This is a genomic window from Hydrogenovibrio kuenenii DSM 12350 (assembly GCF_000526715.1).
Classification (GTDB): Bacteria; Pseudomonadota; Gammaproteobacteria; order Thiomicrospirales; family Thiomicrospiraceae; genus Hydrogenovibrio; species Hydrogenovibrio kuenenii.
This window is the reverse complement of the sequence record NZ_JAGP01000001.1, coordinates 685,489-698,347: the sequence shown is the minus strand read 5'-3', so window position 1 is coordinate 698,347 and position 12,859 is coordinate 685,489. Positions and strand designations below refer to the sequence as shown.

11 protein-coding genes are annotated in these 12,859 nt (G+C 40.5%); 2 read left to right on the top strand and 9 right to left on the bottom strand.

Translation table 11 applies throughout. From position 1 onward, the window contains the following. Positions 1 to 55: 55 nt before the first annotated feature. The 3 genes from sufB to N745_RS0103210 all read right to left on the bottom strand — a co-directional run bounded on the left by sufB (position 56) and on the right by N745_RS0103210 (position 3,269). On the bottom strand, positions 56 to 1,552 hold the full coding sequence (sufB, locus tag N745_RS0103220) for a Fe-S cluster assembly protein SufB (RefSeq protein ID WP_024850698.1): 1,497 nt from the start codon (positions 1,550 to 1,552) through the stop codon (positions 56 to 58). 113 nt (positions 1,553 to 1,665) lie between these two features. Further along, positions 1,666 to 2,358 (bottom strand): hypothetical protein, encoded by a 693-nt coding sequence (locus N745_RS0103215; RefSeq protein WP_024850697.1) that lies wholly within the window; start codon positions 2,356 to 2,358, stop codon positions 1,666 to 1,668. Next, on the bottom strand, positions 2,355 to 3,269 hold the full coding sequence (locus N745_RS0103210) for a zinc ABC transporter substrate-binding protein (RefSeq protein ID WP_024850696.1): 915 nt from the start codon (positions 3,267 to 3,269) through the stop codon (positions 2,355 to 2,357). The genes N745_RS0103215 and N745_RS0103210 overlap by 4 nt, the downstream gene beginning before the upstream one ends. Positions 3,270 to 3,385: 116 nt before the next feature. Between N745_RS0103210 and N745_RS0103205 the strand changes: the two genes are divergently transcribed. Both N745_RS0103205 and N745_RS0103200 read left to right on the top strand, forming a co-directional pair. Then, on the top strand, positions 3,386 to 4,192 hold the full coding sequence (locus tag N745_RS0103205) for an ATP-binding cassette domain-containing protein (RefSeq protein WP_051453422.1): 807 nt from the start codon (positions 3,386 to 3,388) through the stop codon (positions 4,190 to 4,192). Then, positions 4,189 to 4,992 (top strand): iron chelate uptake ABC transporter family permease subunit, encoded by an 804-nt coding sequence (locus N745_RS0103200; RefSeq protein WP_024850694.1) that lies wholly within the window; start codon positions 4,189 to 4,191, stop codon positions 4,990 to 4,992. The genes N745_RS0103205 and N745_RS0103200 overlap by 4 nt, the downstream gene beginning before the upstream one ends. A 121-nt stretch (positions 4,993 to 5,113) precedes the next feature. Here N745_RS0103200 and N745_RS0103195 read toward each other — a convergent pair whose 3' ends face one another. From N745_RS0103195 to N745_RS0103170, 6 genes are all read right to left on the bottom strand, one after another. Then, a complete protein-coding gene (locus N745_RS0103195) occupies positions 5,114 to 7,579 on the bottom strand; it encodes a methyl-accepting chemotaxis protein (RefSeq protein ID WP_024850693.1) in 2,466 nt (821 codons plus the stop codon). Between the two features lie 52 nt (positions 7,580 to 7,631). Then, positions 7,632 to 8,159 (bottom strand): type 3 dihydrofolate reductase, encoded by a 528-nt coding sequence (folA, locus tag N745_RS0103190; RefSeq protein ID WP_211239094.1) that lies wholly within the window; start codon positions 8,157 to 8,159, stop codon positions 7,632 to 7,634. Further along, a complete protein-coding gene (locus tag N745_RS0103185) occupies positions 8,156 to 8,989 on the bottom strand; it encodes a thymidylate synthase (RefSeq protein WP_024850691.1) in 834 nt (277 codons plus the stop codon). The genes folA and N745_RS0103185 overlap by 4 nt, the downstream gene beginning before the upstream one ends. A gap of 12 nt (positions 8,990 to 9,001) precedes the next feature. Then, on the bottom strand, positions 9,002 to 9,808 hold the full coding sequence (gene lgt, locus N745_RS0103180; protein ID WP_024850690.1) for a prolipoprotein diacylglyceryl transferase: 807 nt from the start codon (positions 9,806 to 9,808) through the stop codon (positions 9,002 to 9,004). Between the two features lie 131 nt (positions 9,809 to 9,939). Next, positions 9,940 to 11,961 (bottom strand): methyl-accepting chemotaxis protein, encoded by a 2,022-nt coding sequence (locus N745_RS0103175; RefSeq protein WP_024850689.1) that lies wholly within the window; start codon positions 11,959 to 11,961, stop codon positions 9,940 to 9,942. Positions 11,962 to 12,020: 59 nt separating this feature from the next. Next, positions 12,021 to 12,839 (bottom strand): SDR family NAD(P)-dependent oxidoreductase, encoded by an 819-nt coding sequence (locus tag N745_RS0103170; protein ID WP_024850688.1) that lies wholly within the window; start codon positions 12,837 to 12,839, stop codon positions 12,021 to 12,023. Between the last annotated feature and the right edge of the window lie 20 nt (positions 12,840 to 12,859).

Below are 12,859 nucleotides of genomic sequence, written 5' to 3'. Positions count from 1 at the left end.
TCCATTTCAATAATTTGATTTCTAAATAATTCTAAAGACTGATCAGACAGTTCCATTAACCAACGGAACCTTCTAAGCTGATTGCCAACAACTCTTCGGCTTCTTGCGCGAACTCTAATGGAAGTTCTTTAAATACTTCTTTACAGTATCCGTTAACGATCATCGAAATCGCATCCTGTTCGCTGATACCTCGTTGCTGACAATAGAACAACTGATCCTCACCGATACGTGAGGTTGTTGCTTCATGCTCCATCTTGGCCGTGGCATTTTCTACTTCAATATATGGGAAGGTATGTGCACCGCATTGGTCACCAATCAACATAGAGTCACATTGCGTGAAGTTACGTGCGTTTTCCGCAGACGGCAGAATTTTCACCAATCCACGATAGGTATTATCTGATTTACCGGCAGACAGTCCTTTGGAGATAATGGTACTGCGTGTGTTTTTACCGATATGAATCATCTTGGTTCCAGTATCCGCTTGCTGACGACGATTGGTCAAAGCTACAGAATAAAACTCACCAATTGAGTTATCACCTTTCAGGATACAACTTGGGTATTTCCAAGTAATCGCCGAACCCGTTTCTGCTTGTGTCCAAGACAATTTAGAGTTTTTACCCTCACAAATACCGCGTTTGGTTACGAAGTTTAAAATCCCACCTTCGCAATCCTCATCACCTGGATACCAGTTTTGCACTGTTGAATATTTCACTTCTGCATCATCATGAACAATCACTTCTACCACAGCCGCATGCAATTGGTAGGTATCACGAACTGGCGCAGAACAACCTTCCAAATAGCTGACGTAACTGTTCTTATCGGCAATCAAAATGGTACGTTCAAACTGCCCTGTTTTTGCTTCATTAATGCGGAAGTAAGTTGACAGGTCGATCGGACAGCGAACATTTTCTGGGATGTAAACAAAGGTACCATCTGACGCCACAGCTGAATTCAACGCCGCGAAATAGTTATCATGATAAGGAACAACTGTGCCTAGATATTTCTGCACCAACTCTGGGTATTCATGAACAGCTTCAGAGAAAGAACAGAAGATAATACCTAACTTTTCGAGCTCTTCACGCTTGGTCGTCGAAACGGAAACAGAGTCAAATATTGCATCCACTGCAATATTCGGGTTCTCGGCTCCTTCATTACCCGCTACTGGCACGCCCAATGCAGCGAAAGCCTTGGCTACTTCCGCATCCATTTGCGAAATTTCAGCTTTCTTGTCTTCTTCTGTAGCACAAGAATCGTCACCACAAGCAGAGCATTCAGGCGCTGAATAATAGCTATAATCCTGATAATCCAATGGATTGTAATTGGCTTTTGCCCAGTGCGGCTCTTCCATTGTTTGCCAGTGTTGAAAAGCTTTTAAACGAAACGCCAGCATCCACTCAGGTTCATTTTTTTTCGCTGAAATAGCGCGCACAACGTCCTCATTAATTCCTTTATCAAAGGTCTCAACTTGGGTTTGTGTAACAAAACCTTCTTTATAGCCGGTTTTCTTGCTTAACAGGTCGTTAATTTCTTCGTATTGCGTCGCTTCTGACATAGTTTTTACAGCTTTAAATTTAATATCCGAGTATTTTAGTAGGAAATTAGATTATTGTCCAGCTTTTGAATACTCGACGAGGTGGATTAAAATGCTTAAAGCAGGCTCTTAAATTACACTAATTTGCTTGCTGTCACGATCTCTTGCAACATGGTTTCATCTAAGGCTGTTCCAAGTATCTCTAACTTTTCTTCTACCTTGTTCGCTGCAAAAGTATCCCAACGATTAACCGTCCCTTCAATGGCTACTGGATTTTCATACTCTTGCGTTTGAAGATTGGCTTTAACGCGCCAAATATCCATCCCAAGATTTTGTTTAACCGCATCTAAACCAAACAATAAATGCTCAAGATAGACCTTTTCAACATCAAAGGTTATTTGCTCCAACTCTAACAAAGGAAGCTTAACCATTTCTGATTGTCTTTGATCACCCAAGTCCTGCCAGTGCCAATTTTCAGGAAATGCCTGCGAAAACCAACGCATAATTGGCAATTGAACATCATGCTTTTTCATCCAGTTTTGCCAAAAAGCCTGTACCGATAAATCAGCAGACTCTGCAAAAGTAAAAACCACTGCAGAGCTTTGTTGTAAACAATTAAGCAAATAAGCTTCTGCCTCTGAGTGAGACAGTTCCGAACGGATATCAATTAATGTCCAAGTACGTATAGCATCCCCATCACAAACTTCACTTGTCGTTAAAAACTCTGGAAGCTCATGCTGGTTTGCATGACAATAATCCCCAACAGATTGTACAAAGCGGCTTTGCCCACAACCAGGCAAGCCAAGCAACAAAAGCTTATTGCTCATTTTTTTCCAGCCAAGCAATTTAAATATTGGTTAGCTAAGCTCTGCATGAATTGCGCAGAATCCATACTTCCATCTCCCAAAGGATCCAAAGTTCCCAATCGTACTTTTGAGCCTTTTATCAACCCGGTCAATTGCTTGTTTGACAATTGTGGTTCTTGAAAAACGCATTTCACCTGGTTATTTTGAATCATGTCATCCACGCTGACTAAACGCTTAACACCTGCTTTACGCTCGGCACTGTTATGAAGTGCGCCTTTGTTATCCAAACCATATCGTTTTTCAAAATAAACAAAGGCATTATGAAAGACTAAATAAGGCACTTTTTTTACCGGTTCAAGTTGTTGCTGGATGTGATTATCCGTTGCTTTTAATTTTGCTATCCAAGTTTTGGTTTTAACGGCAATCTCTTGTGCTTGCGCAACATCCGTTTTTTGCAAAGCTTGACTAAATACGGCTACCAACTTTTCGATATTGTCCATATCCAGCCACAAATGAGGATTAATACCCATTAAGACTTCATCATCGTCATGATGCAACTCACCATCATGATGCTCATCATGTCCGCCTTCAATCAAAGTAACATTCGGAATATCCGTCATAGTGACCACTTCAACTGGATGAGTTCGCTCAACATTATGAATTGTTTTTTGTGCCCACTGATCGACGCCAGATCCAACACTGACAATAATATCCGCTCTTTGCAGCGCCAACGCATGTGAAGGTTTCATACTAAAACCATGAGGCGACTGGCCTCTAGTCAACAAAACCGTTACCTGATCCTCTGATGTTAGTAAAGGTTTTATCGCTGACAATAGAGGTGGAATGGTGACGACAATTCTTGCTGCTTCGGCACTCTGTATCATGAGCAACAAAGCTGCAGACAACAATAGACGTTGAAAAAAATTGTTCATTTAAAAGTCCTCATCTCATGACTTACATTACAAAACATTCTACAAACCTGCTATATCGTTCAATTATCATGCAAAATCTTATGCACAGAAAGTTAAGTGTCACTTACAATAGTCTTATGAACGCATCACTTAATCTGTCACAAATCGATACTAATGAAATTCTGGTTCAAGCGACCAATATCAGCCACTTTTTTGGTTCTCAAAGGGTGCTGCATAACATTGATGTCACCATCAAGCGTAATGAAATTACAACGCTAATCGGCCCAAATGGTGCTGGAAAATCGACCCTGCTTAAAATTTTGACCAAACTTATTAAACCAACACACGGAAAGATTTGGCAATCTCCGCATATAACGGTTGGCTTTATGCCACAAAAAATTCATGTGGATGCATCCTTGCCGATGACTGTCGAGCGTTTTTTAAAGCTTGGATTACGCACTACGGTTCAACAAGATAAACAAAATCTAGCAGCGAATTTTACCACAGAGCTAGAATCAACCGCTGCACTTCTGAAGCTGGAAAAATTCCTAGATACACCTATACAAAAAATCTCAGGTGGCGAGATGCAACGCGTGCTTTTAGCAAGAGCACTAATCAGAAAGCCCGATCTATTAGTATTGGATGAACCAGTACAAGGCGTTGACCTACAAGGACAAGTTGAGTTATACCACCTAATTAACGAAATCAAAGATCAACTTCATTGTGGTATTTTAATGGTCAGTCATGACTTACATATCGTGATGAAAAGCACCCATCAAGTGCTTTGCCTTAATGAACATATTTGCTGTTCAGGTCACCCGCTATCAGTAAGTGAGTCGCCAGCATTCAAAAGTCTTTTTGGCCAAGAATTTGACGAAATCGCCATTTACGAACACCACCACGATGCTACCAGCTGCGATCATGACCACGGGCTATTGAAATGATAGATATTTTGCTACACCCACCAGGCTTTCTGATTCTCGCGCTTATCGGCGGTTTATTGATTGCTTCTATCGCCACGCCACTAGGCGTATTTATGGTTTGGCAGCGCCAATCCTACTTTAGCGCGACCTTAGCCCACTCAGCCTTGCTTGGTGTCAGCCTGGGGTTATTACTGCAAATCAACTTAACCTTAGCGGTTATGCTTACGTCTGTTGTCATTGCCATTGCCATCTTCTTTCTATCGAAGAGAACCGTACTTTCTTCCGATACTTTACTTGGATTACTTGCTCACAGCACTCTTGCCGTTGGTTTAGTTATATTGAGTTTTCAAGACCACATCCAAATCGATATTATGAGCTATCTGTTTGGCGATATTCTCAGCATCAACAATACAGACATTATGTTTATGACAGGGTTATTGGTTGCTGTAGCAGCATATTTCTATCGCTATTGGCAGGACATGCTAAACATCACATTAAACGTCGAGCTCGCACAGGTTGAAGGCGTTCAAACGCAAAAAGTACAACTACTCTATACACTGTTGCTAGCACTTTTAATCGCTCTAGCCATTAAAGTCGTCGGCATTTTATTGATTACGTCTTTATTAATCATCCCTTCTGCCGCTGCTCATAGACACGCCAAATCACCTGAGCAGATGGTGGTTATCAGCTACATATTTGCTCTACTATCGGTTATTCTCGGGTTGTTGTTTTCGATGCAATGGGATACGCCAGCGGGACCGTCTATTGTTGTAGTTGCCAGCTTACTGTTTTTACTTAGCTTTATTCGAAAAGCACATTAAACATTCTATAAAAAACGCTGCTTTAGATGGTTTGATTTCAAAAAGAAAATCTGCCAGGCTGGGGTAAGACGAAAAGAAACTGAAATGCCCTTTTAATCCTTATAAAAGGGCACAGACAAGTTTAAGAAACTTGATCTTCTAGTTGCTGCAGGATGGACACCACTTTTTCGGACTGTTGATCGACTTGGCTTAAACCTTCCGCTACCAATTCGGCATCCCCAATCTCTTTAGCATCCATTACTTTTTTAATCGCCTGGTGCATTTCCATATGCTCCTGTCCAAGCTCTTTCATAAGCGGCAAATGCATCAAGTTTTGGCCTTCGCCGTAGTACCATTTACCTAAAATACAAGCGGTATGGTCAGTCGCCACATCATAGGTAACACCAATATCCATACCATCAACGAAGCCACGAATCTTACCTTTCCAAGCTCGGTGCGCTTCAACCATTTTTTCGAACTGCTGTGCAAGCTCGGAATGCTGATGTTTTGCAATTCTTTGCACAATAGCCTGGTCAAGTTTAAAGCCTTGCACCAATTGCAACAATTGCTCAGATTGACTGAATAGGTCTTTACTACCGGAAGCAGACTCTTCAACCAAACTGGAATTTTTCTGTGTGCCGGATTCCATCTCAACAATGGCTTCGTTAACTCTAGAAATACCAGTCGCCTGTTCATGGCTGGCAGATGCAATTTCTGAAATCATGGCCGACATCTTTTGCATAGAGTCGTTCACTTCAACTAAAGCATCACTAGTTTGTCTCACATAGCGACCACTTTCATCACTGATGCTTACCGAGTTATCAATGAGTTTTTTGATTTGTGCTGCAGCATCAGAAGACTTTCCAGCCAAACTACGAACTTCCCCGGCTACTACAGCAAATCCTCGCCCATGCTCTCCAGCTCTAGCGGCCTCAACCGCCGCATTCAAGGCTAACAAATTGGTTTGAAAAGCAATACTATCGATAATAGAAATAATGTCATTTATTTTCTGACTGGCTTCATTCATTTCATCCATCGAGCTTAATGCTCTACGCATGATTTCAACGCCAGCAGTCAATTTTTCTTGAGCCTGCTGCGTCATAGCATTTGCATTAGTAGCTGCATCTGCATTTTGTTGTACCGTAATGGTCATTTGCTCCATTTGTGTTGAGGTACTTTCTAATGACAAAGTTTGCTCCTGAATACGCTCAGAAACAGTCTCACTACTATCAGCAATGCTGTTGGCTTCATCTGCCACCAGTTTAGAAACCGCACCAACCTTGGCAATCATAGAAGCAATGTTTTGTGTAGAGAAGTTCAAACTGTCTTTTAACGCAGCCATTTTTCCGTGGTAATTTTTCTTAACGAAATCTGTCAAATCGCCATCACTAATTTTTGTCTGAACGCTCACCACCTCACCAACAAATTGATCTAAGCTATCAATCGTTTGGTTGATTGCATTTTTTAGTTTTGCAAACTCACCCAGTGCTTCCACTTCAACACGTTTGCTGAAGTCACCATAAGCAAGACTATTTAGTGTAACGGCAATATCTTCTACGGTGTGTTGAATGGTGTCCATGGCCGTTTTCATATCATCAATAACCGCCGCATAGTCACCTTTCATTTCTGCGTGCTCATTATGAATAGCTTCCAAAGAACCATTTCTTAAATTGGATGCTGTACCTCGCAACATAACAACCATGTTGTAAATTTGATTGTAAGAGTTATTAACCCCCGACTTGAGGACATCAAAATCACCTAAGTAATCACTTTCAATTTTCTGCTTGAAGCTACCGTTAGAAATCTCATTCATCACAGAGTTAACATCATCAATAGCTGCATGAATGGTTGTCAGAAGCTCATTAATGGCTTTAGCGCTTTGTCCTATTTCGTCGTTGGAATAAACAGGCGTTCTATGACTTAAATCGCCCGTTTCGATAATTTTTGTCATGGTGTCACGCATCGCATTAATAGGCTTTAAGAAGCTACGTGCAACAATCACACCCACAATTGAGAAAATCAAAACACTTAAAACCAACACCGCCCATAAAGCGTTTTTACCCCAAGACTGCTGTTCATCAAGAGTTTGAACTAAATGCACATTTTGCACTTCTTCATACTTTTTGAAATCTGAAACAATTTTCGAAAACGCAAGAAACTTTGGGTTAAATTCATTAATGAGAATATCATGTGCATCTTCAGGAAACCCTTCATCCAATGCGGTAATAAAGCTACCGAAAGACTGGTTAGCACTGACCACATTATCTTTAATCTTCTGAAAGTAATCTTTCTCTTTTGCATTTAAGTTCGATTTTTCTAGCTCTTTAAAAATCTCACCTATGTCATTTGCTGTTTGTTTCAGCGCTTCGCGAGTTTTTTTCAATAGTTCAGGTTTTTGATAAATAACTAGGTCGCGAAAAAAAATTGCTCGCTTATCAGAAAGGTTTTTTAGTCGATTGAGTAAATCAACTTTATGGTAGTTAACATCGGTAATCTCTCTTGATGTGGCCGTGGTTGAGTTAAATACATACTGAGCAATTACATTCGAAATAAATAGGAAAAAAACGGCTCCCAAAATACCAATAAACATTCTTGTTTTTATACTCATTACACCTACATCCTCTGATTTTTTTTATTTTTTATTTTTTATTTTTTATTTTTTATTTTTTATTTTTTGCCAGCGTTACAAACTCGAATGGGTATTGATGCTTCTCATCAGCTTCATGCCATTCTTTTTCCATAACACCCCATTCTTCCTCTTTCCATTCAGGAAACTCTGTATCACCCGCCACCTTCGTTTGCACCCAAGTGACATAAAGCTTGCTGGCATAAGGCAGCATTTGTCTATAAAGCTCCCCGCCTCCCATAATCACAACTTCTGGTTCAGCCTGACAAGTCTGCAATGCATCGGTAATCGAGGTAAAGACTTCAGCCCCTTCAGCGATATAATCAGCATTACGACTAATCACCAAATTACGTCTCTTTGGCAAAGGCTTTGACCCTAAAGATTCAAAGGTTTTTCGGCCCATTACAACGGTTTTGCCAAGCGTTTTGGCTTTAAAAAATTTTAGATCATCCGGCAAATGCCAAGGCATCTGATTATCAATACCAATTACACGGTTTAAATCCATCGCTGCAATCATCGAAATATTGCAGGCAGAGAAGTCAAAATCCTGAGTTTCGGTCATACCGACACCTGTGCCTTAATATGAGGGTGAGATTCATAATCAACAATTTCAAAATCATCAAACTCATAATCAAAAATAGAAGCTGGTTTGCGTTTAATGTGAAGCTTCGGTAGAGGAAAAGGCGCTCTTGTTAACTGGAGTTGTGCCTGTTCCATAGTATTGTTATACAAATGAACATCTCCCCCCGTCCAAACAAAATCGCCCACTTCCAAACCTGTTTGCTGAGCAATCATATGTGTCAAAAGTGCATAACTGGCAATATTAAAAGGCACTCCTAAAAAAGTATCCGCACTTCTTTGGTAAAGCTGGCAAGATAGTTTACCGCCTGCAACATAAAACTGGAAAAAGGCATGACAAGTGGCTAACGCCATACGTCCTTGTTTCACGTTTTCTTGAGGCGAGATAGATTCATCTGGCAAATCAGCCGGATTCCAGGCAGAAACAATCATGCGACGACTATTCGGATTGCTCTTTAGGGTTTCAATCACTTCTTGTATTTGGTTAATCGTTGAACCATCAGGCTTTTCCCAAGCAACCCACTGTTTTCCATATAAAGGACCAAGATCACCCTCTTCTGTCGCCCACTCATCCCAAATACGAACACCATGTTCTTTTAGATAACCGATATTGGTGTCACCTTTTAAAAACCACAGTAATTCGTAAACAATAGACTTTAAATGCAACTTCTTAGTCGTTACAAGAGGAAAACCTTGTTGTAAATCAAATCGCATTTGATAGCCAAAAACAGAGCGCGTTCCGGTACCCGTTCTATCGCCCTTATCATAGCCGTTATCAATAATATGCTGTAGCAAATCCAAATATTGTTTCATCTTTATCTCAAGTTATACGCTTTTAGTTTGTTTACGATATGCCCAAGCAATCATGGCTAGTCCAATCAAAATCATTGGCAGTGACAAAATTTGTCCCATTGTCACCCATCCCCACATTAAATACCCTAATTGTGGATCCGGCATTCTGAAAAATTCAACAAAGAATCTGAAGGTACCATAAAGCACTAGGAACATTCCTGAAACAGCACCTACTGGTCTATTACCTCGACGGTAAAACGCCAACGCGGTAAATAAGACAATACCTTCTAAAAAAGCTTCTAGTAATTGCGTAGGATATTTAGCAACCACTTGGTTTAATGTAGGGTCGAATACTTTCATCGCAAACATGGAGTGTGTATCAACAACCTTTCCCCAAAGCTCACCGTTGATAAAGTTCCCAATTCGTCCGAAAAACAAGCCAAAAGGTACCAAAGGTGCTACAAAATCTGCCACAACAAAAACAGAGACTTTCATTTTGTAGCGAGCAAACCAGAGCATCGCGATAGTAACACCGATCAAACCGCCGTGGAATGACATACCGCCCATCCATAGCTTGAGCATATCTGCTGGATGATCTATGTAATGAGGAAGGTCGTAAAATAAAATGTAACCAATCCTGCCCCCTAAAATAACACCTAGGGCACCATAGAAAAGAAAGTCACTTACAAGATCTTTATTCCAATTTTTATCATTTCGAGCTTGGTAAGAACCATACAACCAAAAACAAAGAAAACCGGCTAAATACATGAGTCCATACCAATGAATCTGTATGGGGCCTAAAGATAAGGCAATAGGGTCAATCGAGGGATAAGTCCACATAGGTATTTTCAAACACAAAAGTTAGGATAAAAATTACAAAACGTAAGTCTAGCAAAACCTAGGCGGAAGCGAAAATGAATATCTCTTATGGAATATAAAAAAAACTGCCAGTTGGCAGTTTTTTAGTGAAATTAGATTTTAAACTGGTGAACAAGTTGCTCAAGTTTGTCAGCTAACTGTTGTAAACGATTACCTGAAGTTTCTGTATTGGCAGCGCCTTCAACCGTGTTTTGAGTTACTCGGTGAATTTGGTTAATATTATTATTCACCTCATTAACCAGCTCATTTTGTGATTGCGCTGATGACAACATCTGATTACTCATATTATTAATGTCATCCATCAATATAATGACTGGACTCAAAACTTTTTGAACTTTCATGACTGAGTCATAACCAATTTTAGTCGTTTCTTGTCCTTGCTCAACCACAGTAACCGTTTCTTCCGTCGCCTTACGAATCTTCTGAATCACTGCTTCAATTTGCAAAGTTGACTCTTGCGTTCTTTGAGCCAAGCCACGAACTTCATCTGCTACAACGGCAAACCCTCGTCCATGCTCACCGGCTCTGGCTGCTTCAATTGCAGCATTTAGAGCCAACAAGTTTGTTTGTTCTGCAATTTCACGAATAACATTAATGACTGTACTAATCGTCTGACTATCATTATTCAACTGCATAACCGCTTGAGTAATTTCATCCATGCGATTTGAAACCAATTTAATCGTATCCGCAGCACTTGTCACCACTTCTCCACTCTCTTTAACACGGGACACTGCTTGTGCAGTTGCACTAGAAGTATTGTGAGAGTGGTCTTCAACGCTCTTGGCTTTTTCATCCATAATAACCATTGAACGACTCAATTTTTCCGATGCAGCCATTTGCTCTTCAACGCCATCTTTAGTTTCGTGCGTTACATGCAAAAGACCGCTAGAAGCTTCTTCCAACTCATGAACTGTCTCAGTAACTTCTTTCAGCATTTCTTGAATACGCTCAATGAACAAATTAAAGTAATTCGCTAAATCGGCAAGCTCATCTTTACCTTTAATTGCCAGACGTTTTGTTAAATCACCTTCGCCCTGAGAAATGTTTTTCATTGCCTCAGTCAAGTTTTCAATTGGTGAGACAACTGATTTTGTTACCTTACGAGAGATAATCATACCAATCAACTGACCGAAGATTGATAAACTTAACAGCAAGATTAAGTTACGTAATGTGCTGTCAACAACATCCTGACTTGTATCTTGCATATCACTAATTGCTTGACCTGAAATTGAATTCAAATGTTCTTCAATTTGTCTGAAAACAGGTTGAATTTTATTTTCCATTAACCAAGTATCCATTCGCCATTTAGGGCCTTGATGGATTTGTTTTAGCTTCATGAAACTTTCACGGTAATCGACATATTCTGTTTTGATTGCATCGACACCATCTTCTTCTTCCAGTGTCAACTCAACATCCTTTTGCTGAGATAATGTATCTACACCAGACTCAAACTGGTTAAGGTAGTTTTCCGCATCGGCAGACATACCATCCGTTCTGAAGGCAACGTAACCTCGAATACTGCTCAAAACATTTAACCAGTCTTTTTGCATCGATAGCAAGGTGGAAAGTACTGGCTTTCTTCTAGCCTGCAAGTCTTCGAGCTCAGATGAAATCATCAAGCTGATTTGCTGTTGAATCTTTTGCGCTGGACCCACCATGTGTTTATTAACGAACTCAAATGCTGGGAATTTTTTATTACGGTCGGTTTGCAGAAGCTTCACTTCATCAACCAGAGGAGGAAGCTCTTTTAAAGACTTTTGAATGGCTGCCAAATCAGCAGCTTGTGATGATTCGCTAGAATCAATATTCTTACGAACCTCCATCAATAATTCTTCCGCCTTCTTAATGCCAGTTTGGTAAGCATCTAGAGTTTTAGAATCTTTTGTCAGCATATACATGCTCAAAGAATTCATGCTCTTTTCAAGTGTCATTGACATCTCGCTGGATTTCAACGCCACGGGCTGCTTGTTATCCACTACTTTTTGAACATTCACTCGTACAATGTATAAGTTAACTGCGGCCTGTATAGTGATTACTGCTAGAACAGCCCAAATTACGCCAAAACCAAAGCGCATTTTTCGTTTGACTGTGAGCTTGTTTAGAAATTCCACCATGATTCTATCCGTTATATTTTCTTGACGTCTATGCCAAGCAATTAAAATGCCAAAACCCTTTATCTATGAGGGTAATTCCCTCTGGCAATTAACCCGCCATCCAATGTTAGTACACTTCCCGTCATCCAACTGGTTGCATCAGATAACAGGTAAGCCGTTGCTAGCCCCATATCTTCGACACTTCCATAACGCCCAGCGGGCATGGCACCGACCCATTTTTTTTCCATAGCTGGCTGATATAACACATCAAAAGTTCTCTCTACTGGCACGACTCCTGGCGCCAAGGAATTGACACGTATGCCGTACTGCCCCCACTCAACTGCATGTACCTTAGTTAAAGCATCTAACCCTGCCTTGGTTGAAGCATAAGCGGCAAACCATTCACATGTGGCTTGCCCATGAATACTAGAGTTATTCACTATGACACCAGGTTTATCATCAGCAAGACAATACTTAGCGAAAAGTGTACTCAGACGGTAAGGCGCCTGTAAGTTTACCGCCAAAGTATAATCAAATTCTTTGGCTTGATCATCTGCCAAACTTAAACTTTTAGTAACCACACCTGCGTTGTTTACTAAGCCATCTAACCCGGCAAAAACTGCCCATGCTTGTTCAAAAAACTCTTCAATCTGATCTAATCTACTAAAATCACACTGAAGAGTTTGCACTTCAACACCAGAATCTTTAATTTCATCTAAAGTACGGCTGATACCTTCTGGGTTAGAGTGATAATGAAGCACTAAACGACAGCCTGCTTCCGACAATACTTTTGCCATACCTGCGCCAATGCCACTTGAAGCACCCGTAATCAGAATACGCTTCCCCTTTAAATCAGGGAAAACGGGTTGTAGAGATGACTTATCTGTACGGCTTGGCATAACGGCTCCTGCTAGGAAAA